Annotated in this window: 22 protein-coding genes; 1 reads left to right on the forward strand and 21 read right to left on the reverse strand. The window is 61.7% G+C overall.

Annotation, left to right across the window (positions count from 1 at the left end; genetic code table 11):
* Positions 1-167: 167 nt before the first annotated feature.
* The 21 genes from BMZ79_RS07815 to mraZ all read right to left on the reverse strand — a co-directional run bounded on the left by BMZ79_RS07815 (position 168) and on the right by mraZ (position 25492).
* A complete protein-coding gene (locus BMZ79_RS07815) occupies positions 168-1025 on the reverse strand; it encodes a MetQ/NlpA family ABC transporter substrate-binding protein (protein WP_090638313.1) in 858 nt (285 codons plus the stop codon).
* Positions 1026-1066: 41 nt separating this feature from the next.
* Positions 1067-1732 (reverse strand): methionine ABC transporter permease, encoded by a 666-nt coding sequence (locus BMZ79_RS07820; protein ID WP_090638769.1) that lies wholly within the window; start codon positions 1730-1732, stop codon positions 1067-1069.
* Between the two features lie 5 nt (positions 1733-1737).
* The gene (locus BMZ79_RS07825) at positions 1738-2742 is read right to left on the reverse strand and encodes a methionine ABC transporter ATP-binding protein (RefSeq protein ID WP_090638772.1); all 1005 of its coding nucleotides are present in this window, start codon (positions 2740-2742) and stop codon (positions 1738-1740) included.
* A 197-nt stretch (positions 2743-2939) separates the two neighbouring features.
* Positions 2940-3662 carry an RNA polymerase sporulation sigma factor SigE gene (sigE, locus tag BMZ79_RS07830; protein WP_090638315.1) on the reverse strand — a complete coding sequence of 241 codons (723 nt, stop codon included), beginning with the start codon at positions 3660-3662 and terminating at the stop codon, positions 2940-2942.
* On the reverse strand, positions 3641-4666 hold the full coding sequence (gene spoIIGA / locus BMZ79_RS07835; RefSeq protein ID WP_090638317.1) for a sigma-E processing peptidase SpoIIGA: 1026 nt from the start codon (positions 4664-4666) through the stop codon (positions 3641-3643). The genes sigE and spoIIGA overlap by 22 nt, the downstream gene beginning before the upstream one ends.
* A 301-nt stretch (positions 4667-4967) precedes the next feature.
* Positions 4968-6107 carry a cell division protein FtsZ gene (ftsZ, locus tag BMZ79_RS07840; protein WP_090638320.1) on the reverse strand — a complete coding sequence of 380 codons (1140 nt, stop codon included), beginning with the start codon at positions 6105-6107 and terminating at the stop codon, positions 4968-4970.
* 16 nt (positions 6108-6123) lie between these two features.
* On the reverse strand, positions 6124-7368 hold the full coding sequence (gene ftsA, locus BMZ79_RS07845; protein WP_090638323.1) for a cell division protein FtsA: 1245 nt from the start codon (positions 7366-7368) through the stop codon (positions 6124-6126).
* 231 nt (positions 7369-7599) lie between these two features.
* A complete protein-coding gene (locus BMZ79_RS07850; RefSeq protein WP_090638325.1) occupies positions 7600-8364 on the reverse strand; it encodes a cell division protein FtsQ/DivIB in 765 nt (254 codons plus the stop codon).
* Between the two features lie 93 nt (positions 8365-8457).
* Positions 8458-9738, reverse strand: a complete 1281-nt coding sequence (murA, locus tag BMZ79_RS07855) for a UDP-N-acetylglucosamine 1-carboxyvinyltransferase (protein WP_090638328.1) — start codon at positions 9736-9738, stop codon at positions 8458-8460.
* 15 nt (positions 9739-9753) lie between these two features.
* On the reverse strand, positions 9754-10659 hold the full coding sequence (gene murB, locus BMZ79_RS07860) for a UDP-N-acetylmuramate dehydrogenase (RefSeq protein ID WP_090638331.1): 906 nt from the start codon (positions 10657-10659) through the stop codon (positions 9754-9756).
* A gap of 201 nt (positions 10660-10860) precedes the next feature.
* Positions 10861-11967 carry an undecaprenyldiphospho-muramoylpentapeptide beta-N-acetylglucosaminyltransferase gene (gene murG / locus BMZ79_RS07865; RefSeq protein WP_090638333.1) on the reverse strand — a complete coding sequence of 369 codons (1107 nt, stop codon included), beginning with the start codon at positions 11965-11967 and terminating at the stop codon, positions 10861-10863.
* Between the two features lie 6 nt (positions 11968-11973).
* Complete coding sequence (gene spoVE / locus BMZ79_RS07870; protein ID WP_090638336.1) at positions 11974-13071, reverse strand: stage V sporulation protein E; 1098 nt, start codon at positions 13069-13071, stop codon at positions 11974-11976.
* Positions 13072-13117: 46 nt separating this feature from the next.
* Positions 13118-14554 (reverse strand): UDP-N-acetylmuramoyl-L-alanine--D-glutamate ligase, encoded by a 1437-nt coding sequence (murD, locus tag BMZ79_RS07875; protein ID WP_090638339.1) that lies wholly within the window; start codon positions 14552-14554, stop codon positions 13118-13120.
* Between the two features lie 569 nt (positions 14555-15123).
* Entirely contained in the window at positions 15124-16080 is a 957-nt protein-coding gene (gene mraY / locus BMZ79_RS07880) for a phospho-N-acetylmuramoyl-pentapeptide-transferase (RefSeq protein WP_090638342.1), read from the reverse strand.
* A gap of 3 nt (positions 16081-16083) precedes the next feature.
* Entirely contained in the window at positions 16084-17502 is a 1419-nt protein-coding gene (gene murF / locus BMZ79_RS07885; protein ID WP_090638344.1) for a UDP-N-acetylmuramoyl-tripeptide--D-alanyl-D-alanine ligase, read from the reverse strand.
* Positions 17502-18992 carry a UDP-N-acetylmuramoyl-L-alanyl-D-glutamate--2,6-diaminopimelate ligase gene (locus BMZ79_RS07890; RefSeq protein WP_090638347.1) on the reverse strand — a complete coding sequence of 497 codons (1491 nt, stop codon included), beginning with the start codon at positions 18990-18992 and terminating at the stop codon, positions 17502-17504. The genes murF and BMZ79_RS07890 overlap by 1 nt, the downstream gene beginning before the upstream one ends.
* A 106-nt stretch (positions 18993-19098) precedes the next feature.
* A complete protein-coding gene (locus tag BMZ79_RS07895; RefSeq protein WP_090638349.1) occupies positions 19099-21039 on the reverse strand; it encodes a stage V sporulation protein D in 1941 nt (646 codons plus the stop codon).
* Between the two features lie 261 nt (positions 21040-21300).
* A complete protein-coding gene (locus BMZ79_RS07900; RefSeq protein WP_090638774.1) occupies positions 21301-23559 on the reverse strand; it encodes a penicillin-binding transpeptidase domain-containing protein in 2259 nt (752 codons plus the stop codon).
* A 9-nt stretch (positions 23560-23568) separates the two neighbouring features.
* Positions 23569-23961, reverse strand: a complete 393-nt coding sequence (locus BMZ79_RS07905; protein WP_090638352.1) for a hypothetical protein — start codon at positions 23959-23961, stop codon at positions 23569-23571.
* 97 nt (positions 23962-24058) lie between these two features.
* Positions 24059-24994: a 16S rRNA (cytosine(1402)-N(4))-methyltransferase RsmH gene (gene rsmH / locus BMZ79_RS07910; RefSeq protein ID WP_090638353.1), complete on the reverse strand. Its 936-nt coding sequence runs from the start codon at positions 24992-24994 to the stop codon at positions 24059-24061.
* A 60-nt stretch (positions 24995-25054) separates the two neighbouring features.
* Complete coding sequence (gene mraZ, locus BMZ79_RS07915; RefSeq protein WP_090638356.1) at positions 25055-25492, reverse strand: division/cell wall cluster transcriptional repressor MraZ; 438 nt, start codon at positions 25490-25492, stop codon at positions 25055-25057.
* A gap of 292 nt (positions 25493-25784) precedes the next feature.
* On the opposite strand from mraZ, the gene BMZ79_RS07920 reads away from it, so the two are divergent.
* Complete coding sequence (locus BMZ79_RS07920) at positions 25785-26045, forward strand: hypothetical protein (protein WP_090638357.1); 261 nt, start codon at positions 25785-25787, stop codon at positions 26043-26045.
* The last annotated feature ends 36 nt before the right edge of the window (positions 26046-26081 follow it).

A 26081-nucleotide genomic window follows, 5' to 3' on the forward strand; every position in this document is an offset into this window, starting at 1 on the left:
TATTGGTGTGTGTACTACGTGGTTCATACACTCTATGTGTACTATACCCGTAATACACGTTGCCGTCAATCCTTGCACCCGAAAAAAACCGTCGTCCCGCGCCTTCCCCGCAACGAAAAACGCCGCCTTCCCGCGTGGGAAGACGGCGCAAGCGCATGCGCGGCCGATTACTTGAACGCCGGCACGATCGAGCCTTTGTAGTTATCTTCGATGAACGCTTTGACCTCCGGCGATTGCAGCGCGGCGGCCAGCGCTTTGATGCCCGCGGAATCCTTGTTGTCCGGACGGGCGGCGAGGATGTTCACGTACGGCGAGTCGCTGCCTTCGATGAACAGCGCGTCCTTCGTCGGCACGAGGCCCGCTTCCAGCGCGTAGTTCGTGTTGATCAGCGCCAGGTCGACTTCGTCGAGGACGCGCGGCAGCGTCGCCGCCTCGACCTCGGTGATCTTCAGCTTCTTCGGATTGCCCGTGATGTCGCGCACCGTGCCGGCTACGCCGACGCCGTCCTTCAGCTTGATCAAGCCGTTATCCGCCATCAGCGCGAGCGCGCGTCCGCCGTTCGTCGGATCGTCGGGGATGACGACCTTCGCGCCTTCCTTCAACTCGTCCGCGCTCTTCACCTTCTTGGAATACGCGCCGAACGGCTCGATATGCACGCCCGCGACGCTGACGAGGTCGTAGCCTTGATCTTTATTGAACTGCTCCAGGTACGGCATGTGCTGGAAGAAATTCGCGTCCAGCTCCTTCTCGTACAATTGCGTATTCGGTTGAATGTAGTCCGTGAACTCCATAACCTCCAGCTTAATGCCCTGCTTCTCCAGCATCGGCTTGACGACGTTCAAAATCTCGGCGTGCGGCACCGGAGAAGCGCCTACCTTAAGCGTAATCTCTTTCGTGCCGCCGTCATTGCCGGCACCGGCGGACGTATTGCCGTTCGCCGTCCCGCCGTCGCTTGATTTCGCCCCGCATGCCGCCAATGCCGCGATCATGACGAACGCCATGACGGCCAAACTGATTTTCTTCATCTTGGTTCCTCCATTCGGTTGTTTGCGCCAAGCTGTTTTTCTTACTTCCGGCTGAACCGGCGAACGAGATAATCGCCGGCCATCTGCAGGAGCTGGACCAAGACGATCAATAAAACGACGGTCACCAGCATGACGTCCGTTTGGAACCGCTGATAGCCGTAACGATAGGATAGAACGCCCAATCCGCCCCCGCCGATGACGCCGGCCATCGCGGTATACGAGACGAGCGTAACGGCCGTAATCGTCACTGCCGCCAGAAGGCCCGGTCTCGCTTCGAGCAAGAGCACGCGCCGGATGATGTCCAGCTTCGAAGCGCCCATGGATTGGGCGGCTTCGATGACGCCGCGATCGACCTCGCGAAGCGAAGTTTCCACGAGTCTCGCGAAGAAGGGGGCCGCCGCGACGACGAGCGACGGAATCGTGCCCTGCACCCCGAGCGACGTTCCCGTCAGCCATTTCGTCATCGGAATGAGCAAAATCATCAAAATCACGAACGGCACGGATCGCAGCACGTTCACGACGAAGGACAACGCCGCGTACACGGCCGGCAGCGCGAGCAGCTGCCTGCGCGAGGTCAAGAACAACGCCACGCCGAGCAGCAAGCCGAGCACGACCGTAAGAAGCAGCGACACGCCGAGCATGGTCAGCGTATCTTTGGACGCCTGCCAAATCTCGGCGGGCTCGATGTTCTCGAACGACATCGACAACCGATTCATGCCACTTCACCCACTTCCAGCCCTTTCGCCTTCAGCGCGGCGATGACGGCTTCGATTTCCCCGGGATCCCCGAGAAATTCGATCACGAGCTGGCCGTACGGCGTATTCTTCATCCGCGACACCGTGCCCTGCAGGATCGTGAACTGTACCGAGGTCGACTTGGCCGCATTGAACAGCAGCGGCTCGTACGTGATGTCGCCGATATAGTTGATTCGGATCAACCGGCCTTTGCGGGTCGCGAGCAGCTCGCGCGGATCGAACGCGTCCGCCACTTGGCTGACGAATTCCTTCGTGGTCGGATGCTGAGGCTTCAGGAAGACGTCCACGACGTCGCCGAGCTCCACGATTTCGCCGCCGTCGATGACCGCCACGCGGTCGCAGATCGAACGGATGACGTGCATCTCGTGCGTAATGAGCAGAATCGTAATGCCCAGCTTCTTGTTGATGTCCAGCAGCAGCGAGAGGATCGCGTTCGTCGTCTGCGGATCGAGCGCCGACGTGGCTTCGTCGCAGAGCAGCACGTCCGGATTGCTGGCCAACGCCCGGGCGATGCCGACCCGCTGCTTCTGCCCGCCCGAGAGCTGCGCGGGGTACATCTCCGCGTGCCGCTCCAAGCCGACGAGCTGCAGGAGCTCGTCCACTCTGGCGCGGATCGCGGCTTTGGGCAGCTTCGCGAGCTTGAGCGGGAACGCGATGTTGTCCCGCACCGTCGCCATCGCAAGCAGGTTGAAATGCTGAAAAATCATGCCGATGCGCCGGCGCTCCCGCTGCAGCTGGCCGGCCGACAGTCCGGTCAGCTCAACGCCGCCGACCTTCACGGTGCCCGTCGTCGGCTGCTCCAGCAGATTGACGGTTCGCAGCAGCGTGCTCTTCCCGGCGCCGGAATGGCCGATAATGCCGAAGATTTCGCCTTTGCCGATCGACAGATCGATATGTTTGATCGCTTCCACGGACGCGGAACCGGTTCGGTAGGTTTTGCTTATGTCTGCAAGCTCGATCAGTTGAATAACCCCCTGCCATGCTTCGTTCGGCGGCGCAAGCGGTCCGGATCGGCCGGCGGCGCGCCTTCGCAAAAAAATGCACGAATTGCATTATAACCAACTGTACACGTCCCTGTCACTGGTTGAATCTGCTAGCCGCGCGCAAAAACGCCCGCAGCTCCGGGAATCCGGGGCTGCGGGCGTTCGCCGTTCACCGTTTAGACCATTTTGTTGAACTCTTTGCGGAGCCGCTTGATGATGCGTTTCTCCAGCCGGGAGATGTACGACTGGGAGATGCCGAGCAGATCGGCGACGTCCTTCTGCGTCTTCTCTTCCCCGTCCGCCAAGCCGAACCGCAGCTCCATGATGATCCGTTCCCGTTCGGTCAGCTTGTCGAGCGCTTTATGCAGCAGCTTGCGGTCCACCTGCTCCTCGATGTTGCGATAGATCGTATCGTTCTCGGTGCCGAGGACGTCCGAGAGCAGCAGCTCGTTGCCGTCCCAGTCGATGTTCAGCGGCTCGTCGAACGAGACTTCGGTCCGCGTCTTGCTGTTGCGCCGCAGATACATGAGAATTTCGTTCTCGATGCATCGCGAGGCGTAGGTCGCCAGCTTGATTTTCTTCTCCGGGTCGAACGTATTGACCGCTTTGATGAGGCCGATGGCCCCGATGGACACCAGATCCTCGATATGGATGCCGGTGTTCTCGAACTTCCGGGCGATGTAGACGACGAGCCGCAGGTTGCGTTCGATGAGCATGGCGCGGATGGCGGAATCCCCGGAAGGCAGCTTCTCCAGCAAGTATTCTTCTTCTTCGCGCGTGAGCGGCGGCGGCAGCGCTTCGCTCCCGCCGATATAATAAATTTCCTCGCTCTTCAGGCCGAATAAAAACAAAACGCGATAATAATATAACTGCAGGATTAATTTCCATTTGACGAGCATGCTGCTCCATCCCTTCCCGAAGTACTGTGAATTGAATCGGTCGTGACGCTTCGATTTTGAAGAAGTGACGGATGGATGATCGCCCTGTACGTCCCGTCGGCCACGAGCTTTCCGGCATCCAAGCCGATCAGAACTTTTTTGGACTGAAACACGTCCCCTTCCCGCTCCACGATGACCAGATCCGGCTTGATCGCCAGCATGAACTGCGCCCCGCGATTCACGCCCCGGTAAGGCACGAGCCGCAGCCGATCCTGCCACGCGAAGGGCTCTTGCTCCGTCATGCCCGCGATCAGCTGATCCACCTTCGCTTCCCGGATATGGCGAAGCCAGGAGGCCGGAAGCGCATCCTGCCACAGCGAGGCTTCCATGACCATGACCGGCGTGCGGGTCAACGGCTCGTAAAGCTGATTGCCCGTATCGATCAGGCCCACACAGCGATGCTCCAGGTCGTCGATTCTCACCCTCACCTCCGCGAGATGGGTTGTGACCAATGCGCGTTCCCGACGCTGCGTCAATACGGAACGGTAAATATAATAGCCGACCACCACGATGCACAGGACAAAGATCATCGTCGTGCTCAGCATGAAACTGGGTTTGCCATTCACGTACACGACGGTCTTCCACAGCCGGTTCGAGCTGTTCATGAACAAATAGTGGAAGCCGAGCACCGCGCCGGCAGCCGCGAAATTGACGCCGTAAAACGCGCCGATCAGACGGACGAAATGCTGAACGCTTCCAAAGCCGAAGGCGATAAACAGCATCGCCAGGGACAGCAGAAGCTTGACGACGATCGTAAACAGAAACGACAGCGACGGAAACACGATCATGACGGCATACACGGAGCCGACGCCGGCGGCGAGCAGCACCCGCCACCACTTGGCCCGGATGCTTCGCACCCAGGCGGTCAGCAGCAAATTGGATCCGTCGATCAACAGGTTAACCAGAAACAAGACGTCGATATAAACGGCATCCAGCGCGTTCACCTTCCTGCTGCAGATCCCCATTGCCCGTTCCTCAAAACCTTTCTCGCGCGCGGCGCCGCGAGGCGAAGGCGGAGCCCGAAGCCCGCTTCGAAGCGGCGTCCCGCCCGTTCCCGCAGGTTCTCGCGAGGTTTTAGCGAGGAAGAGCGGCTTGTGTCTAGTATAGTTAAATCCTATTACAATGTCTGTCTAATCATGCCGTCAGGAGCGATCTTTTTTTGTCGACCCCCACCGTTTCGAACCGGCCCGCAAGCGGGCGCGACGCTGCCCGTTCTAGCAAAAAAGCCGCTTTCCGTAGAACGGAAAGCGGCTAAAGTCCTTGCGATTAACGATCGTTGTTGCGGCGGTTGCGCAGGAAAGCGGGAATATCGAGCTGGTCGCTCGACGTCGGCGTGCCGAACGGTTTCGGACCGTTGCCCGACGCCGGTTGGCGCTGCGCTTCGCTGGCCGCGGCGGTCTCGGCTTGATTCGGCTGCTGGCCCGCGTTCGGACGGCGAAGCGGCGCGCTGGCGCGATGCTCGAAGCCGGTCGCGATGACCGTCACTTTGATTTCTTCCTTCAGACCCTCGTCGATGCTTGCGCCGAAGATCATGTTCACGTCCGGGTCGGAGGCCGAAATGACGATCTCCGCCGCTTCGTTGACTTCGTACAGCGACAGGTTCGAGCCGCCGGTGATGTTCATGATGATGCCCCGCGCGCCGTCGATCGACGTTTCCAGCAGCGGGCTTTGAATCGCCTTGCGTGCCGCTTCCGCCGCGCGGTTCTCGCCGGTCGCGTTGCCGATCCCCATCAGCGCGGAACCGCGCTCCGTCATGATCGTCTTCACGTCCGCGAAGTCGAGGTTGATCAGGCCCGGTACCGCGATCAGGTCGGAAATGCCCTGTACCGCTTGCTTGAGGACGTTGTCCGCTTCGCGGAACGCTTCGAGCATCGGGGTTTTCTTGTCGACGATTTCAAGCAGCCGGTCGTTCGGAATGACGATCAGCGTATCGACCTTTTCCTTCAGCGCTTCGATGCCGAGCTCGGCTTGTCCGGAACGCTTGCGGCCTTCGAACGTGAACGGCCGCGTGACGACGCCGACGGTCAGCGCGCCGCATTCGCGCGCGATCTCCGCGATGACCGGAGCCGCCCCCGTGCCGGTGCCGCCGCCCATGCCCGCGGTGACGAACACCATGTCCGCGCCTTTGAGCGTGTTCATGACGGTCTCGCGGGATTCCTCCGCGGCCTTCTTCCCGACTTCGGGATTCGCGCCGGCGCCGAGGCCGCGCGTCAGCTTGTCGCCGATCTGCAGCTTCTGTTCGGCTTTCGCCATATGCAGCGCTTGGGCGTCGGTGTTCACCGTAATGAATTCAACGCCTCTCACGCCGTTCTCAATCATCCGGTTGACCGCGTTGCTGCCGCCGCCGCCCACGCCGATGACTTTGATTTGAGCCATTTGTTCCATCTCGAAATCAAATTCCAACATGCTGTTGTTCCCCCGATCAAATAAATTCGCTAAACATATTTTTCAAACGCTCGAAAATGCCGGGTTTCGAGGGAGTATTGGCTGCGCTTGCCTTCTTGCTCGCGCTTTTCTTCGGCGCGGCTGCGGGGCGGCCCCTCATATACTTCGACACGTATTGGATCATGCCGACCCCGCTCGTGAATGCCGGGTCGCGGACGCCGATGTAATCCGGCACGGCGATGCGGATGCTCGCTTCCAGCTCGTGCTGGGCCAGCGGCAGCGTGCCCGCCATGGTCACGGTGCCGCCGGTCAGCACGTAGCCGTTGACCTTCTCGCCGTAGCCCATGCGCCGGACTTCCTGCCGGATCAAGTGGAAAATCTCCTGCATCCGCGGTTCGATGATATTGGCCAGGTCGACCTGGGAAAATTCCTTCTCCACGTTGCTGCCCATGCGCATGACCTTGAACCGCTGGTCATCCGCGGCATCGTCCACCAGCGCGCAGCCGTACTTCTGCTTGATCTTCTCCGCCTGCTCCGTCTGGGTCCGAAGTCCGTACGAAATGTCGCTGGTCACGTATTCGCCGCCGACCGGCAGCGTGGACGTCGCGACGATGCTCCCTTGTTCGAAAATGGCGATCGTGCTGGAGCCTGCGCCGATATCCGCAAGCACGGTGCCCATCATTTTCTCGTCTTTGGTCAAGGACATTTGGCCGGACGCCAGCGACATCAGGATGATGCCGGCAATCCGCAAATTGGCTTTCTCCACGCACCGGACCAAGTTATGTATGGCCGTCTTCGCTCCGGTCACGACGGTCGCTTCCACTTCCAGACGGACGCCGATCATGCCCCGCGGGTCCGATATGCCTTCAAGCCCGTCCACTAAATACTGCTTCGGCACCAGATTAATGATTTCGCGATCGGGAGGCACGGCGACGACTTTAGCCGCTTGCAGGACGCGTTCGATATCTTCTTCGCCGATTTCACGGTCTTCGTTGGAAATCGCGACGACGCCGTGATTCGTCTGCAAGCCGATATGGTTGCCTTGAATCCCTACATATACATCGGATATTTGAATATCGACCATTCGCTCAGCGTGGTCCACGGCGTTGCGGATCGATGCGACGGTCTGGTCGATGTCGACGATAGCCCCTTTGCGAATACCTTCTGAGTCGGCAGATCCAACTCCAATAATATTAATGACGCCGTTAGTAACTTCGCCAATAATAGCCCGAACTTTGGATGTACCGATGTCCAAACTCACGATGATGTCATTGCTGCTCAAACTCTGGCACCTCCGTTTCAACGTTAATAAGGAACAATGTAATGCCGTGCCCGTGCATGCATTTCTTCTTATTCAACGCAGTGCTCATTTTCCCTCTTTTTTCTACAATTTTTTCACCGTTTTCTTTATGCCGACGGCGCGTCGTTACGCAGATCCGGGGACTTCGTTTTCGAAAAAAAAGCAAAAAGGGCAAATAAATCTACATAAATAAAATTCTATCATTCTTTGGAGCTATTGAGTAGTCTCTTTTTGCGTAGTGGCGGGATTTTCCGCCTCTTCGGGGATGAACGGCGCGTATTTGTCCGCCAGCAGAAGCGTGATGATTCCGGGCGGCTGGATTTCGATGACGGCGTTCATCGTCGCGATCTTATCCTGCAGCAGCGAGACCGCCGTGATCACCTCGAAGCGCGTCCGGGTATAAATTTTGATCCGGTCCGGGTAGGACGTCGACGGCGCGGGGATGATTTCGGAAAAATCGGAGAGCGACTGCTCCGGTATCGCCGCCAGCGCCTTGCATAATGACGCGAGCACGGGGTCGCCGGATTTCCAGCCCGAAAGGATCGGCTTGTCCACCACCAGGTCGGATCCGGACGGAACCGTCGTGCCGTTCGCCAAAACCGCCGCCATTTCGCCTTTATTCGACAAGGAATAGGCGACCGTTTCGTATTCTTGAACCCGTATCGTGATGCCGCCGGGGAACGATTTGGCGACGGCGACGTTCTTCACCGGCTTCAGCGCGCGGACTCTCGCCTCGATCTTGCCGGCCGACGTGCCGAAGAACGAATCGCCCGCGACGATGCCCGCCGCCTTGCGGATTTCCGACGCCTGCAGCACCTTCTGGCCTTCGACGGTCACGGTCGACACTTTGCTGATGGAGGAGTTGAAGAACAGCACGCCCAGCAGCACGATAAAGAGCAGCACGAGCACCGCCAGGAGCTTCTTGCCGCCCCTGCGCCGCTTGACGGGTTCCCGCAGAACGGGCATCTTCTCTTGCATGGCTTGTCCCCTATTCGTATAAACGCAAACGGCTTCCCGCCGCTTGGTGGCTGGAGCCGTTCACGCGTTTTCTATCTTGATCCGCAAGCGTCCTTAAGGGACGACCGTATTGTTCGGTACGGGTGAAAAGCGGGTAATTCTGGCGCCGAGCCGGCCGAGCATCTGCTCGATCCGGTCATAGCCGCGGTCGATGTGGTGCACCTGCTCCACGACGGTTTTGCCTTGCGCGGCAAGCCCCGCGATGACGAGCGCGGCTCCCGCCCGCAGGTCCGTCGCTTCCACCGTCGCGCCGTACAGCCTGGATACGCCGCGGATGAAGGCGGAGCTCAGATCGACGCGAATGTCCGCTCCCATGCGGGCCAGTTCATCCACGTGCTTGAACCTGCCTTCGAAGATCGTTTCCTTCATGACGCTGACGCCGTCGGCGAGCGCGAGCAGGACCATGACCTGCGACTGCAAATCGGTCGGAAACGCCGGGTACGGCGAGGTGACGATGCGATCGATCGCTTTGGGCCGCAAAGCGGCGCCCACTTTGATTATATCACCGTCAACCGCTATTTGAACACCTGCGCGGCGGAGCACATGGATGAGAGAGGTCAGATGCGAAGGGCAGGTATTGAGCAGCGTCACCTCTCCGCGCGTCGCGGCGGCCGCGACCATGACCGTACCCGTCACGATCCGGTCCGGGATGACCTGGTAGGCGCACGGCGTCAGCTTCTCTACCCCTTCGACGGTAATCGTATCCGTGCCGGCGCCGATGATCTTCGCGCCCATCCGGTTCAGGAAGTGCTGCAAATCTTGAATCTCCGGTTCCCGCGCGGCATTGCTGATCGTCGTCAGCCCTTCCGCCAGGACCGCGGCCATCATGATGTTCTCCGTTGCGCCGACGCTCGGGAAATCCAAGTGGATCTCCGCGCCTTTCAGCTTTTTGGCATAGCAGACGATTCGGCTTCCGTCCTCTTCGATCTCCGCGCCGAGCGCCTGCAGGCCGCTTAAATGCAAGTCGATTTTCCGTTCGCCGATCGCGCATCCGCCCGGCTGATAAATCGTTACTTCGCCGAATCTGGCCAAAAGCGGCCCCATCAGGAAGATGGACGAACGCATCTGGCGCATGAGCGCTTCGGGGATATGGGACGAATGCAGGCCGGTCGTGTCGAGCCGCACGGTTTGGTCGTCGTGCTCCGCCCGGCAGCCGAGCTCCCGCAAAATGCCCAGCATGACGTCGATGTCCAGCAGCCTCGGCACCTGATCGATCGTCACTTCTCCTTCTACCAGCATGCTTGCAGCTAAAATCGGCAAAGCGGCATTTTTAGCGCCTTGGATAACAATGGTTCCTGAGAGAGGTTTCCCGCCTTCAATCACCAATTTGTCCAATTTATCACCTCCGAATTACCGCTCACCCACGACCAGTACCTCGGCTATCAGCTCAATGCCGTATTTTTCGCGAATGGTGCTGCGTATGGTCGTCATCAGGGTGAGGACATCTTCAGCTGTCGCTTGCCCGGTGTTGACAATGAAATTGGCGTGCTGCGTGGAGACTTCCGCCCCGCCCTGCCGCAATCCTTTGAGCCCCGCCTCTTGGATGAGCCTGGCGGCATAATCGTTCGGCGGATTCCGGAAGACGCTCCCTGCGCTCGGCAGTTGGAGCGGCTGGGTCAGGAGGCGCCGCTGTTTGTACGCGGCCATCGCTTCCGCGATCGCCTTGCGGTCCCCTTCCTCCAGCTGGAATACCGCGCCCGTCACGATGCCAGGCCGTTCGTGCAGGCAGGAATGCCGATAGGAAAACGCCATGTCCTCTGCCCCGAAGCGAACCAATTCCCCTGTTTCCAGCACAATGTCAGCTGATTTGAATATACGTGACACGTCAGACCCTAGAGCGCCTGCGTTCATATAGACGGCTCCGCCGACCGAACCCGGAATTCCCCCCGCGAATTCCAGTCCCGTCAATCCTTCCTTGCCGGCCAATACCGACAGCTTCACGAAGGAACATGCGGCGCCCGCGTACGCGAGCGTCCCGTCGAATCGCGCATAATCGAATGCTTCGCCCGGTTGAATGACGACGCCCCGGATGCCTTTGTCGCTGACGAGCATGTTGGAACCGCGTCCGAGATTGGTCCACTTCAGGCCGTGCCGATGCAGCAACCGAACCGCCGCTGCCAACTGGTCCTGCGTATGCGGAATGATCAGCACGTCCGCCGGCCCGCCGATTTTCCACGTGGTATACGCGGCCATCGGCTCGTTATACTTGACGCTTCCCGCGTCGATCGTTTGCAACTCCGCCAAAAACTGCTCCATCTGTCGAACCTCCTTCTGCTGCAAGCGATTGAAACCTCCAAGCGTTCGCCCCTTCTTCCGGGCGGCAATTGCCCTGCTCTTCGTCGCGGCTTGCGCGAGGTGAGCCGGGGCGAATGCCCTCCGGATGACGGTCACGATTATGCAGTATACTATGCCTTCCCGCATAGGAGTGTGACAATCGCCCATTTGACAGGCACCGGGCTATTTCCCGGTCAATCGCCGCAATTCGCGCACGATGGCCGGCGCCGAATCCGGCTTGCCCAGCGCCTTCGCCGCCGCCCCCATTTCCTCATGGACGAACGGGTTGTTCATAATGCGGCCGATCCGCTCGAACAAGACCGCGCCGCTCAAGTCGCGTTCAAGAATCATCTCCGCCGCGCCCGCCTCCGCCAGGCTGCGGGCGTTCGCTTCCTGGTGGTTGTTCGTCACGTTCGGGGACGGGATGAGGATGGACGGCACGCCGAGCGCCGTCAGTTCCGCCAAGGAAGACGCGCCGGACCGTCCGACGACGAGCCGCGAAGCGGCGAGCACCTCCGGCATCCGGTGCAGGTACGGCAGCACCTGCATCTTGTCCGGCAGCTTCGGCGCCGCGGCTTCGATGCGGCTCTTCGTGCCCTCGTAATAGCTTTCGCCGGTCACAAACACAAAATGGACGTCTGGCAGCCGCCCGAGGAGCGGCACCATGTCCACCATCACGTCGTTTATCGCTTTGGCTCCGCGGCTCCCGCCGACCAGCAGCGCGATCCGGCTGCCCGGCGGAATGCCCAAGAGGGCAAAGCCTTGTTCTTTATCGGCACGCGCGACGTTCGTCGCGCACGGATTTCCGGTATATAGCGTGCGGCTGGCTCGCCGGAACTGCCCTTCCGCCTCCGGAAAGCTGACCGCGACGGTATCCGCGTACCGGGAGAGAAACTGGTTGGTCAACCCGGCGATCGCGTTCTGCTCGTGGATCAGCGTCGGAATCCCGAGCTTGGCCGCCGCGTAGAGCACGGGGCCGCAGACGTAGCCGCCCGTGCCGACGACGGCGTCGGGCTTGAACGCGCGGAGCAGCTGCTTGGAGCGGGCGACGCCATTCAGAAACCGCATGACCGTCCGCACGTTCTCATAAGATAGTTTTCGTTTGAAGCCCGTGATTTCGACGGGTTCGAACGCAATCCCCTGCGCGGGGACGATTCGGCTCTCGAGTCCCTTCGGAGACCCGATATAGAGCAGCGACGAATCCGGCGCCTCTTCCATGACCTGCTTGCCGATCGCCAGCGCAGGATAGATGTGGCCGCCGGTTCCCCCGCCGGACAATACGATACGCATGATGCCTCACCTCGAAAAACGGGAAATATTAAGCAGGATGCCCAGCGCCGTCAAGAGCAGGGTCAGCGACGAGCCGCCGTAGCTGACGAGCGGCAGCGTGATGCCCGTGACCGGAAGCATGCCGATGACGACGCCGATATTAATGAAGACCTGCACGGCGACGATGCCGATGATCCCGACCGCCAGCAGGCTGCCGAACGAATCCGGCGCCGCGATCGCGGTGCGCATGCCGCGCCAGAGCAGAATGCCGAACAGCAGGATGATGGCCGAGCCGCCGATGAAGCCGAGCTCTTCCGACAGAATCGAGAAAATAAAGTCCGTTTGCGGCTCCGGCAAATAGTTGAACTTCTGGCGGCTCATGCCGAGCCCCAGGCCGACGAGCCCGCCGGGTCCGATCGCGTACAGCGATTGAATCGACTGGTAGCCGGCGCCGAGCGGATCGGCCCACGGATCCAGGAACGCCGTGATCCGCTGCAACCGGTACGGCGCCGCGGCGATCAAGCCGCCGAGGCCGGCGACGCCGACGAGGGCGAGCGAGCCGAGATGCCGCAGGCGCGCGCCGGCCGTGTAGATGATCAGGAGCGAAGCGCCGATCATGACGGCCCCCGTGCCGAGGTCCGGCTGCATCATGATGAGCCCGAACGCCAGGCCGAGTATGCCGAGCGGCGGCAGCAGCCCTTTCGCGAACCGCGTCACGGCCTGCTGCTTCTCCGACAGCAGCTTGGCGAGGAAGATGACCATCGCCAGCTTCATGAATTCCGACGGCTGAATGCCGAAGGAGCTGATGCCGAGCCAGCTGCGCGCCCCGCCCCGGACGACGCCGATGCCGGGGATCAGCACGACCAGCAGCATGCCGAAGCAGACGAACAGCCCGAGCTTCGCCCACTTCTTCCAAATCCAATAGTCCGCGTTCATCGTGGCGATCATGGCCCCGATCCCGAGCGCGGCGAACAGCAGCTGCCGTTTGACGTAATAGAACTTGTCCCCGTAATCGTGAAACGCCAATACGGCGCTCGCGCTGTACACCATGATGAGACCGATGGCGAGAATGAGCAGAATCGCGATAATCATCCACATATCCGGGGCGGACCTGGCTTTGGCCATAGCGCAAAACACCTCTTGCAAGCGGAAGTAGGGACGAGCCCCCTACTTACAAGTTATGCGCCGATTCTTTAAAAATGCGCCCTCGGATCTCGTAGGACGAAAACATGTCCCAGCTCGCGCAGGCCGGCGAAAGAAGAACGGTATCGCCCGGCTCCGCGAGCGCGGCCGCTTCGCGGACCGCAAGGCGGAGGGTGCTCTCGGCGTCCTCCTCAGGTTCGACGACTTTGACCGCCGTTAAACCTGCCAGCCGCGCCACGTCCGCGATCTTGCCGCGCGTCTCGCCCAGCGCGACGACGGCCTTCGCCCGGTCGCGGAAATGCGGCAGCAGCTCCATGTAGTCGGAGCCGCGGTCCAAGCCGCCCGCGATCAGCACGACCCGCCGCGGGAACGAACGCAGCGCGATGATCGTCGCGATCGGATTCGTCGCTTTGGAATCGTTGTAGTACGCCGCGCCCGCGTGCTCGCGGACGAACTCGAGGCGGTGCTCCACGCCGCGGAAGCTCCGCAGCGGCTCCGCCAGCGCGCCCGCGGGCGCGCCGGCGGCCAGGCAAGCTCCGATCGCGGCCAGGGCGTTGGCGGCGTTGTGCCGGCCCGGAATGCCGAGCTCGGCTACGCCGACGATGTCGCGCTCGCCGCCTTCCCGGTCGCGCCAGACGATGCGGCGTTCGGCGCCGCCGTCCGGTTCCTGCGAATCCGCCGGGTACGGCGGCGTCACGCAGAGGCCGTAGTCCAGCTCGCGCGCCGTCGAGAACGGGATGACCCGAGCGCCGAGTGTGCCGGACGCCATCAGGTCGCGGCAGACGGCATCGTCGGCGTTCAGCACCGCCGTGTCGTCCTTGGTCTGGTTGGCGAACAGCTTCGCCTTCGAGGCGATGTAGTCGTCCATGTCGCCGTGATAGTCGAGATGCGTCTCGGCGATGTTCAGCAGCAGCGCGATCCGCGGCCGGAATTGATGCGTGCCTTTCAATTGGAAGCTGCTGAGCTCCGCGACGAGCCAATCGTCCGCTTCCGCCGCCTGCGCCGCTTCGCACAGCGGCGTGCCGATATTGCCGGCGACGATCGGCTTCAACCCGGCGGCTTCGAGCATTTCGCCGATCCAGGTCGTCGTCGTCGTCTTGCCGTTGGACCCGGTGATGCCGATGATCGGCGCCGGCGACAGCAGGTACGCGACTTCGACTTCCGTCACGACCTCGATGCCGAGCTCGAGCGCTTGCGCGACGGGCGGCGACGAATACGGGATGCCCGGGTTTTTCACCACGAGCGCCGTCTCCGGCGTGATCAGCCCTTCCGGATGACCGCCGCATAGAACAGAAACACCCAAAGCGTCCAGCTCGTCCGCTTCGGGGCATGATTGGCGATCCTTCTTATCGTTGACGATGACGGACGCGCCCAGCTTATGGAACAGCTTGGCGACGCTCAGCCCGCTCTTGGCCAGGCCGAGCACGATCACCTGTTGATCCTTGTACAAGGATGGGTGTTTCATGGTTTCAGCTCCCTTTTGAATCCCCCGCGGGCGGGGGAACCGAGGGCTTTGCCCTCTGGACTCCCTTGTTAAACTTCTTATTTCTTCAAATCACATAGCTAGGGCCATCCCCCTAAGTCCCCCTTGGAAAGGGGGATTCCGAGGGTTCCACCCTCTGGACACCCGAATGGCAGAACGATTGGGGTGCACAGGCGCTCCTGCCCGGGTGCGGCCTAGGCTCGATGTCCCTTCGGGCCAACTTTACGTCGGCGCGCCCGGGGTACCCGAAAGGCTCTTGTACGCTTGCGAAGCGGCCTAACTAGGCGAGCTAATACTGGCCCCCAAACTTCCGGGGCGAATTTTTCAAATCCGTGGTGATAAAGCAACCGGATAGTCGGTTTGGAGTCGTAATGCTGCGAAGGAGGCGAATGCTGCATTCCCTTTCTCCGACCGTGAACGCAAACCAATCGCCTTTGTCGCCTTTGGAGTCGGATTCCCCATTTCTGAATCGAATCAAAGAAATCCGCCTACAACAGCGAGCGAAGACCCATACCGACCGCAGGTCGCGCCTTTCTCACCATGAATTAAAGTCACCGCCCCAAGTACAACCCGATTGCCGCGAACACCGCGCCGACGAACCAGAATACCGTAACGACCTTCCATTCGCCCCAGCCGGACAGCTCGAAGTGATGGTGGATCGGGCTCATTTTGAAGATCCGCTTGCCGCGCAGCTTGAACGAGCCGACCTGCAGGATAACCGAGAGCATCTCCAGCACGAAGACGCCGCCGATGACGACCAGCAGGATTTCCGTCTTCGTCAGGATCGCGACCGCCGCCATGCCGCCGCCGATGCCGAGCGACCCGGAGTCGCCCATGAACACCTTCGCCGGATGGGCGTTGAAGACGAGGAAGCCGAGCAGCGCGCCGATCATCGTGGCCGAGAAAATCGCCGATTCGTGCTCGCTCGCGTGCAGCGCCAGGATCGTGAACGCCGTGAACGCCACGGCGCCTGTCCCGCCGAGCAGGCCGTCCACGCCGTCCGTGAAGTTGACCGCGTTGGTCGTGGCGAACAGCATGATGACGACGAACGGATAATAGAACCAGCCGAAATCGACCGTCGTCGACGTGCCCGGAATGCCGATGACGGTGCTGTGGTGCATGTGATGAAGAAGAACGCAGATGATGACCGAGAACAAGAGCTGGCCGAACAGCTTTTGGAACGCCGTCAAGCCGAGCGAGCGCTTAAACGCGATTTTGATGTAATCGTCGAGAAAACCGACCAAGCCGAAGCCCAGGCACGCGATGAGCAGCACCCAAAACTCGTTCGTCTTGTCGGAGAATTTCAGAAACGCGAGCAGCACCGCGAGCAGGATGATGATGCCGCCCATCGTCGGCGTGCCTTTCTTCTTCAAATGGCTCTGCGGGCCTTCCTCCCGGATCTGCTGGCCGAACTTCAGCCGCCGCAGCAGCGGGATGAACAGCGGTCCGAACAGGACCGAGAGCAGGAACGAGGCGCCGATCGACAACAGGATGACTTTAACGTCCATGATTCACCTCTGCGCCTCCCGCTGCAGGGCATGGACGATGTCTTCCATGCGCATGCCGCGCGAGCCTTTCACCAAGACGAGGTCTTCCGGCGCGAGCCGCGCCAGCAGCCACTCCGCCAGCGCCCCCTTGTCGTCGAACGCGCGTACCCGCTCCTCGCCGCCATCGGCGGCGAATTGCTTCGCGGCCGCGGCCGCCGTATGCCGCGACAGCGTACCGAACGCCAGCACGGCATCCGCCTTTGCCGGCGTGACGTACGCGCCGACTTCGCCGTGCAGCTCGCGCTCCCGCGGTCCGAGCTCCAGCATGTCGCCGAGCACGAGCCATTTGCGCCGGTAGCCGGTCAAGCCGGCGACGAGGTCGATCGCCGCGCGGACCGAGGTCGGGCTGGCGTTGTACGCGTCGTTCAGCACCATGGCGCCGTTCGCCGCCCGCCCCGCCTCGATGCGCATCGCGGTCAGCTTCAGGCCCTCGAAGCCTTGCCGGATGACGGCCGCCGGCACGCCGAGCCGCGTCGCCGCGGCGATGGCCGCCAGCGCGTTCGAGACGTTGTGCCGGCCCGCGGCGGGCAGCTCGACGCGCTGCAGCCCGGCTTCGCCCTTGACGTCGAACCGCGACGACGTCGCGTCCACGCCGATATGCTCGGCGACCCAGCGGCTCCCGTCCTCGAGGCCGAACGTCTGCACCTCGACGCCGTCCGGCAGCCGCGCCGAACGGATGCCTTCGGCCAGCAGCGGCTCGTCGCCGTTCATGATCAGCAAGCCGCCGGGCCGGAGGCCCGCGACGATCTCCAGCTTCGCCTTCGCGATGCCGGCCCGCGAGCCGAGCTGCTCCAGGTGCGAATCGCCGATGTTCGTGATGATCGCGACGTCCGGCTTGGCCAGCCGCGTCAGAAAATCGATCTCGCCGAACTCGCTCATCCCCATCTCGAGGACGACGGCGTCGTAGCTCTCGTCCAGCTCCAGCACGGTCAGCGGCAAGCCGAGATGGTTGTTCAGGTTGCCGACCGTCTTATGTACCCGATACGCCCCGGACAGGACGGCCGCGACCATGTCCTTCGTCGTGGTCTTGCCGTTGCTGCCCGTGACGCCCACGACGCGCAGGTCGAGCTCGTCCCGGTAGTTCGCGGCCAGCCGCTGCAGCGCCGCCACCGTGTCGTCGACGAGGATAAGCGGCGCCTCCGCCAGCGCTTCGGGCACCGCTTTGCTCCGCTCCCACAGCGCCCCGCCGGCGCCGGCTTCCAAGGCGGCCCCGACGTAATCGTGGCCGTCCACGCGCTCGCCCCGAATCGGAACGAACAGCATGCCCGGCTGAATCGTGCGCGTATTGATGGAGACGCCGACGATCGCGGCGTCCCCCCGGTTATCGTTCAACACCGTGCCGCCGCAGAGGGCGGCAATCGCGTTCAATGGTCGTTTTATCACTATGAAAGACTCCTTATCGCTTCTTTGGCCACCTCGCGGTCGTCAAAGTCGTATTTGACGCCTTGTACGTCCTGGTACGTTTCATGGCCCTTCCCCGCAATTAATACTACATCGTCGCGGCGCGCCATTTCAACCGCTTTTTGAATCGCGGCGCGGCGGTCCGCCAGCAGCTCGTAACGGTCCTTCGGCACGCCGTCTTCCAGCAGGCCGGCCTCGACGTCGGCCAGGATCCGCAGCGGGTCTTCCGTCCGCGGATTGTCGGAGGTGACGAAGCTGTAATCCGCGTAACGGGCGGCGATGCGGCCCATCAGCGGCCGCTTCGTCCGGTCGCGGTCGCCGCCGCAGCCGAACACGCAGAGCACCCGGCCGACGGCGAATTCCTTGACCGCCTTCAGCACGTTCTCGAGTCCGTCCGGGGTATGCGCGTAATCGACGATGACGGCGAACGGCTGGCCCGCGTCGACGGATTCGACCCGTCCCGGGACGCCGGGCACCGCCTCGAGGCTCGCCTTGACGTGCCGAAGCGGGATGCCTTCGATGAGCGCGGCGCTGATGGCCCCGAGCGCGTTGTAGACGTTGTACTTGCCGGCCATCCGCAGCGTGATGTCGGCCGAGCCCGCGAACGTCTCCGCGCGGAACGTTGTCCCGTGCGCCGCGATGCGCACGTTCGACGCCCGGACGTCGGCGTCGCGCTCGATGCCGTATGTGACGACCTCGGCGGCCGTGGCGTCGGCATAGCCGGGCGAGGCGGGATCGTCCGCGTTCAGCACCGCGAAGAGCCGGTCCTCCGGCGACGCGGCGAACTCGTTGCCGAGCCGGCTGAAGAGCAGCCCCTTCGCCGCCGCGTACCGTTCCATCGTCTGATGGTAATCCAGATGGTCCTGCGTCAGGTTCGTGAAGATGGCCGTCCGGTACCGGCAGCCTTTCACCCGGCCCTGCTCCAGCGCGTGCGAGGAGACCTCCATCACGCAGTAGTCCGCGCCGGCTTCCGCCATCGCGTTCAGCGAGCGCTGCAGCTCGAGCGCCTCCGGCGTCGTGCCCGACATCGGCACCGCGCGGTCCGCGTAGCGCATCTCGACCGTGCCGATGACGCCGGGCGAATGGCCCGCGTCTTTCAGGATCCGCTCGATGAGGTACGTCGTCGTCGTCTTGCCGTTCGTTCCCGTCACGCCGATCAGCTTCAGCCGGCGGCTGGGCTGCCGGTAATAATGGTCCGCGATGACGGCCATCGCGTGGCGGCTGTCCTTCACGATGATTTGCGGCACCGGGGACGGCAGCTCGAGCAGCCGTTCCGCCACGATCGCCGCGGCGCCGTTCGCCACGGCCCGCGCGGCGAAATCGTGCCCGTCGACCCGATGGCCGCGCAGGCAGATGAACAGCGCGCCCGGGCCGGCTTGGCGGGAATCGATTTCGATGCCCGACAGCTCCGTTTCCCCTTCCCCTACAAGGACTGCCGTAAGCAGCAGAGAAGCCAACTCTTTCACCCGCATATCGCTCTGGTCCCCTCCCATGAGCAGTTGGAAGGCCGCGCGGGCCGCCGCTGGCGGCGCTTCGCGCGGCGCTATGCCTACGATCGCAACTTACTACTCATTATAGTCAGGGACTTTCGCTTTCATCATTGTCTTTCGCTAAATATATGCGGATGGTTGACCCTCTGTCGACGCGCGTTCCGGCCGCCGGCGACTGCCGGATGACCGTATCGCCGCTGCCCGCGGACGTCAGGTTGAAATTCATGTTCAAATCTTCATAGATATCGGATACGGTCTTGCCGACGAGATTCGGCACGGTGACGATCGGCGTCTCGCCGTATTTGTAGTCCTTGTTGATCTGCTTCGTGCTCGGCTGCACGCCCATGTACGGCAGCGCGTCCGCCAGAATGTTGTGCACGATCGGCGCCGCCACGACGCCCCCGAATTGAATGCCCTGCGGGTTGTCGACCGCGACGTACACGACGATCTTCGGATTGTCCGCGGGAGCGAAGCCGACGAACGAGACGATATGCTCGTTCGGCGAATAGCGGCCGTTGATGACCTTTTGCGCCGTACCCGTCTTGCCCCCGACGCGGTAACCGTCGATGAACGCGTTGCGGCCGGTGCCCTTCGCGACGACGCTTTCCAGCGCGTTGCGCACCTGGGCGCTCGTATTCTCGGAGATGACCTTGCGGACGGCTTCGGGCTCGACCGTGCTGACCGTTTCGCCGGTATCCGGGTTGATCCAATCCTTCGCGACGTGGGGCTTGTAAAGCGTCCCCCCGTTGATCGCGGCCGACACGGCGGCGATCTGCTGGATCGGGGTCACCGAGACGCCTTGCCCGAACGACGTCGTGGCGAGCTCGACCGGACCGACCTGATTCAGCTTGAACAGGATGCCGTTCTCTTCGCCGCCGAGGTCGATGCCCGTCTTCTTGCCGAAGCCGAAGTTTTTAATATACTCGAAAAGCTTCTCTTTGCCAAGCCGGTTGCCCAGCGCGACGAAGCCGGGGTTGCATGAATTTTGCACGACCTCGAGGAACGTCTGGCTGCCGTGGCCGCCCTTCTTCCAGCAGCGCAGCCGCGCGCCGCCGATTTCGACCGCCCCCGGGTCGAAGAAATGATCCTGCGTCAGGTTGACCTTGCCTTCTTCGAGCGCGGCGGCCAGCGTGATGATCTTGAACGTGGAGCCCGGCTCGTAGGTCATCCAAATCGGCAGGTTGCGGTTGTAGATTTGCTGGTCGACTTCCTTATACTTGGACGGATCGTAGGTCGGCCGGCTGGCCATGCCCAGAATCTCGCCGTTGTTCGGGTCCATCGCGATCGCGATGATGTCGTCGGGATTGAGCTTGACCATCGCCTGATCGAGCTCGCGCTCCATGATCGTCTGGATCTGCTTGTCGAGCGTCAGCTCCAGGTTCAGCCCGTCCTTCGGCGCCGTGTACGTGTCGGACGAGCCCGGCATCAGGTCGCCCTTGGCGTCGGAGAGGAACGAGACGTTCCCGTTGATGCCCTGCAGCAGCGCGTCGTATTTGGCTTCGATGCCCGTCAGCCCCTGATTGTCGATGCCGGTAAACCCGAGCACGTGGGAGGCGAAGCTGCCGAGCGGATAGTACCGCTTGTTGTCCTCCGCCACGACGATGCCCGGGAGGTTCAAATCCTTGATCCGCTGTGCCTTGTCCGTCGTGATTTTGCGGCCGCCGGGCTTAAGGTACACGATCAGCTGCTTCTTCGTGATCGTCTTGAACACCGCGTCCTCCGTCATGTCCAACACGCCCGACAGCTTGGCGGCCGTCTCGCGCGCGTCCTTGACTTGCGCCGGGATCGCCATGATGGTCGGCGAACTAATATTATACGCAAGCACATTGCCGTTTCGGTCCATGATCTCGCCGCGCTTGGCGGCGAACGGAATTTCCCGCCGCCACGAATCCTCCGCGCGGGCCGCCAGCTCCTCGCCCTTCCACAGCTGCACGTACCCGAGCCGAACGGCCAAAAGCCCGAATCCGAGAACGCCAATGAGAAGCGCCGTGAACAGCCGGCGCCGGATCGTTACGCTGGAAACCTTCACCTGTCATCCCTCCGAAAAGGCTCGTAAAACGGGAACGTTCGTCCAACCGTCTCCTAGTTCAAGCCTATTCGGACAAGAGGGGGGTTAGAACAAGCCCCGTCCGCATAAAAACGCCGCGCCGTCCGAGGGGACGGCGCGGCTCCCGGTGGATGGCCGCGCGCTTGCGTTTGTCCGGCCGGCGTTCGTCCGGTGTTTGTCCTGCGTAGTCCGGCCGCAGGCGCCGGGGCAGCTTCCGCCGATAAGTTTGCCGTCGCCGCCCGGCTAACCCCCGGCGTTCGTCTGTCCGTCGCCGCCGGCTTGGCCGCCGCCGTCCGTTCCGCCGCCGCCGTCCGTTCCGCCGTTGCCGTCCGAATCGGCGCCCGATTCGGTCTGGCGCAGCATGTCCTCGTCCGGCGGCGTCAGATTGAGCAGCAGCACCGGCTTGCCGCTCAGCTTCGCCTGCGACTGCGACTTGACGAAGCCTTCGCCGTTCGCGACGCACGGGATGCCGAGGTTCGAGCACATCTGCATCGCGTCGCGAAGCGGCATGCCGCTCATATTCGGCGTCGTCAGTTTGCTCTGCTCCTGCGTGAGCAGGAAAATCTTCTGGTCCGGTCCGACCGCCGCGCCGGCCTTCGGAATCTGCTTCAATACCGAAGGCCCCGTGCCGACGACCGTGTAGCCCAGCTTCTTCGCATCGAGCGTCTGCTTCGCCTGCGCGAGCGGCTTCTCCGTCACGTCCGGGACCGACACCGTCTGCTCCTCAGCCGGACTGTTCGCGGCCTCGCCCTTCTCGATGGTCGGCTGCACGCCGAGATGCTTCAGGCTCTGCTGCATGATCTGCTTGAAGATCGGCGCGACCGCCGAGCCCCCGGACGCGAGCCGGTCGTTCGGCTGGTCCATGACGATGTAGAGGACAACCTTCGGATTGCCGACCGGCGCGAAGCCGATGAACGAGAGCACGTACTTATCGTCGGCGTATTTGCCGTTGATGACCTTCTGGGCCGTGCCGGTCTTGCCGGCGACCCGGTAGCCTTCGATGTAGGCGTTGCGGCCGGAGCCGATCTTCTGATCGGACACGACCTGTTCCAGGTACTCGTCGACCTGGTTGGCGGTCTTCTCCGTCACGACTTGGCGGACGACCTTCGTCGGAAAGACGGTTTTCTTCTTCGTGACCGGATCGTCGATCTCTTTCACGAGATGGGGCTCGAGCAGCTTGCCGCCGTTCGCGACGGCCGCCACCGCGGCCACCTGCTGGATCGGCGTCACCTGGACCAAACCTTGGCCGAAAGCCGCCGTCGCGTATTCCACCGGATACTCCGGGTTGACCGAACCGGCTTTTTCGCCTGCGAGCTCGATGCCCGTTTTCTTGCCGAAGCCGAAATCGTTGATGTAGCTCATCAGCTTGTCCGGCTTCAAGCCTTCGTAGCCGAGCTTGACGAACTCGACGTTACTGGACCGTTTCAAGCCTTCCAGGAACGTGATCGTCCCCCAATTTTGATGAATATCGTGGATCGTGCCGCCCGGCACTTTAATGGAACCGGATTTGTACAAGGTATTCGGATTGAACAGCCCTTCCTGCACGGCGCCGGCGAGCGTGACGATCTTGAACGTCGAGCCGGGCTCGTACAGCGATTTGATAGCATGATCGTAGAAATTCGCCTGCGGGAAGTTCCAATACGCGTTCGGATTGAAATTGGGCAGGTTCGCCATGCCGAGAATGTCCATCGTATCCGGATCCGCGGCGATCGCCGTGATGCTCACCGGCTGATACTTATCGTAGGCTTCCTTGATCGCGTCCTCGATATAGTGCTGGATGTCGTCGTCGATCGTCAGCGTGACGTTCTTGCCGTCCACCGCCGGCTTCATGTCGACCGTGCCGTTGTCGATGATGACGCCGTTGCCGTCGCGCTCGTATTTGATCGAGCCTTCCGTGCCGCGCAGCTGATCGTCGAGCGCCGCCTCGAGTCCCATGACGGCGTTGCCTTCCTTGTCTTCGTAGCCGATGACGTGGGAAGCCAGCGCTCCCTTCGGATAGAAGCGCTTCTTCTGATCGATCAGGTAGATGCCGACGTCCTTCTCCTTCGTCTGCTCGATCAGCTGGTCGCGGAAGCGGACAATGCGGTCGGCCACGTCCTTGTCGATCTTCCAGCCCTCCTGCCGCACTTCGCGCTGCTCGTAATACTCGCCGTTCTTTTGCTTCGCCTCGATGATGTCGCGCAGCGAGCTCTTGGACTTGCCGAGCACCGTGTTCAGCTTGTTGACGATGACGTCCTCCAGCTTCAGCTGGTGGATGATCTTCGGGTTCACGGCCACCGTATACGCCGCCACGTCCATGGCCAGCACGTTGCCGTTGCGGTCCGTGATCGTACCGCGCGCCGGAATGAGCGTCTCCGACCGCGACCAGACCTCCTTCGCCTTCTCCGTCCAAAAATCCGCCTTCACGACCTGCACCCAATAGATGCGCCCCACGAGGAAAACAAAAAGGAGGGTAATAACCCCTCCGACCAGCAGCGTGCGCAGTTTTATCCGTTTCGTCATGACGATCACCTATTTCGAAGCGACGGGCGCGTCGCCGCCGGTCTGAACCTGAATGCGCTCGTCGCTCATAACATAGTCTAGTTGGGCAGCCTTGTCCTTTAGGACCTTCGGATCGTTCGCGATTTCCCGCTTCGAGATCAGGTCGTCGATCTGCAGTTGCATCTGCGCCTGCTGCTTCGTCATCGTCGTAATCTTTTGTTCCATCTGATAGATTTGCGCGTAGCGGAAAATAATGACGCCGGCCACGACGACGCAGGCGAGAATCGTGAACAGGTACAGCAGCTTCTCCTGCACGGGAATCGATTTCCGTTTGACGACGACTTTCTTCGTCTCGCGGTACGAAGGCTTCTGCTCCGGCTTTCGCTTCGGCTGCAGGGCAAGATTTCCATTCATATAGGCCATTGGCGTTCCTCTCTCTCCTCATGGTTCGTTCTATCGCGCTCTTGCGGCGACAAGCTCTATGTGTCAGAACGGTAAGTTTCGTATAGGCAAACGTTTCTTACAGTCTCTCCGCGACGCGCAGCTTCGCGGAACGCGCCCTCGGATTCTGCTCCAGCTCCGCCTCGCCCGGCACGATCGGCTTGCGGGTGACCAGCTTCAGCTTCCCGTCGCCGCCGCCGCAGACGCACATCGGAAAATCCGGCGGGCACGTGCATTTCCCGACGAATTTCGCGAACGTTTGCTTGCATATCCGGTCTTCGAGGGAATGGAACGTAATGACGGACGCCCGTCCGCCCGGTTTGAGCACGTCGACCGTCTGCTCCAGCGCCGTTTCTTCCGCGCCGAGCTCGTCGTTCACCGCGATGCGCAGCGCCTGGAACGTGCGCTTCGCCGGGTGCGGACCCGTGCGCCGCGCGGCCGCCGGGATGGCGGACTTGATGACCTCGACCAGCGCGCCCGTCGTCTCGATCGGCGCCTGCTCCCGGGCCGCGACGATTTTGCGGGCGATGGACCGGGCGAATTTCTCTTCGCCGTAATTCGTTATGATGCGGGAAATTTCCCGTTCTTCCCAACCGTTTACGATGTCGTGCGCCGTCAGCATGCCGTCCTGATCCATGCGCATGTCGAGCGGCGCGTCGTGATTGTAGCTGAACCCGCGTTCCCCCTCGTCGAGCTGCGGGCTCGAGACGCCGAGGTCGAACAATACGCCGTCCACGCCGTCAATGCCCAAATCGCGAAGCACGTTCGCCAAGTAGCGGAAATTGCTTTTGACCAGCGTCACCTGCGCCAGGTATGGCGCTAGTCGGAGCTTCGCGTTGTCGTGCGCCCAATCGTCCTGGTCCAGCGCGATGAGACGTCCGCCCGGCCCAAGCCGCGAAGCGATGAGCTCGCTGTGACCGGCTCCGCCCAAGGTGCAATCCACGTAAATGCCGTCCGGCTTGATCGCGAGACCGTCAACCGCTTCTTCCTTGAGCACCGTTATGTGTTGAAACATGCTGTCATCCTCCCGGCTCTAAGGTCGCCGTCCCGCGGGCATGCGCGCCCCGGGAGCCGGCTAAAAGTTAAAATCGAAATCCACCAGCTTCTCCGCGATCTCGTTGAACGTCTCCTCGGATTGCTTGAAGTAGCTTTCCCAGATCGGCTTGCTCCAAATTTCCACCCGGTTCGATACGCCAAGCACGATGCAATCCCGCTCCAGCTTGGCATATTCGCACAGCGTATTCGGCAAGTTTACCCTTCCCTGTTTATCCAGCTCGCATTCGGTCGCGCCGGAGAAGAAGAACCGCGAGAACGCCCGCGCGTCCGACTTCATCATGGGCAGCGACTTCAGCTTCTGCTCGAGCTGGCTCCACTCGCTGGGCGGGTAGACGAACAAGCAGTTGTCCAGCCCGCGGGTGACGACGAATTGGTCGCCGAGCTGTTCGCGAAATTTAACGGGGATAATGATGCGGCCTTTGTCGTCGATGCTGTGTTGAAATTCGCCCATGAACATGCGACCGCTCCACCTCTCCCCCTAATTCCACCACTTGGCCCCACTTTCCACCACTTGAGTTCATGTATTCGCCACCCGGATACCAATTCCTGCTCGAGGCCCTTGATTTCCGCAAATATTTTATGGGATTAATCTTGTTACGATTTTGAAACCTTTTCCCCTTGCCGTTCGTGTAAACTGAAATCGGATCCTTGCGCGCCGGGCGTACCGGCCGCGACAGGCGGCGTCCCTCCCTATCCGGCGGACGCCGCGACATCTCATCGGAACGATCACCAAAGGGGGCAAGCCAGCGATGAACGGCACTACCGCCTTGCACGATACGGTCAGCCTGCTCCGCGGCGTCGAGCACTACTGCTTCCAGGTCGCCTACTACTTGCTCGGCAACGATCTGGATGCGGCCGAAGCGGGCAAACACGCGCTGCTCGCGCTCGCCCGCGACCGGCGGTTTCTGAACGGCGGCGAAGACGAACGGAAGCGGCTGGCCAAATCCGCCGCGATCGCCTGCGCCATGAAGCGCGCCGGAGCCGAGACGGCAACGCAAAAAAGCGGGTAGTCCCGGTCGTCCTACGACCGGAACCTCCCGCTCTTT

It is taken from the genome of Paenibacillus sp. UNC496MF, from assembly GCF_900113915.1.
Classification (GTDB): Bacteria; Bacillota; Bacilli; order Paenibacillales; family Paenibacillaceae; genus Paenibacillus_Z; species Paenibacillus_Z artemisiicola.